The organism is Vibrio sp. 1249-1, from assembly GCF_033340495.1.
In genome coordinates this window covers 1-702 of the sequence record NZ_JAWOWJ010000545.1, presented here as the reverse complement: position 1 = coordinate 702, position 702 = coordinate 1, and the positions used below count along the sequence as shown (strand labels likewise).

Sequence of the window (702 nt, the reverse complement as noted above, 5' to 3'; positions counted from 1 at the left end):
GGATGTGATTGGTAATCAGGCCCATTTCTCCTTCTCTGGGCTTCACAACAAAACCTTTACTGACCGTGAAGTGCTGTTCGAAATGCCGTTTCTATACGAGCACGAAGCCAACGTGATTGGTGATGGTTTTCAAATGTTGGCGCAAACGTCAGGAACGATCACGCATCCTATTGAAATAGGTCGATGCCCCGACAACATTCCCCCATACCGTGTGTACTCGCAACATGCACCTAAGCGTTACTACAACTATCTAGTGATTGAGGATTCTGCTGGTTACACCTTGTTTGGCTTCACGACGTGCCGTCGATTTGCTGGTTACTTTGATATACAACAGCGAAATGGGCAGTGGATACTGACCGCAGCAATTGATGGTGAACACACGCAAGTGGCGGATTGGGAACACAATCAACTTGAGTCCATTACGATTTTAACTGGCAACTCGCTATCCGATCTGTATCAAGAGTTCAGCGAGATGATTGCCGCGCATCATCCTATTCGCAACGGTGTCACGCAGGATGCACCGATAGGCTGGTGTTCTTGGTATGCGTACTATGCCGATGTGACCGAGCAAAATGTTTTAGAAAATGTCGATTGCATGCAAGACAAGCTCGAAGACCTAGAATGGGTACTTCTGGATGATGGCTATCAAGCGTTCATGGGGGATTGGCTTACGCCGTCTGATAAATTCTCTGGCGGTGTGAA

General features: G+C 47.6%; 1 protein-coding gene. It reads left to right on the top strand.

Annotation, left to right across the window (positions count from 1 at the left end; all coding sequences use genetic code 11):
* Positions 1-702: Sip1-related alpha-galactosidase (locus R7Z50_RS27520; RefSeq protein ID WP_318149753.1), on the top strand; the 702-nt coding region annotated here is incomplete at both ends.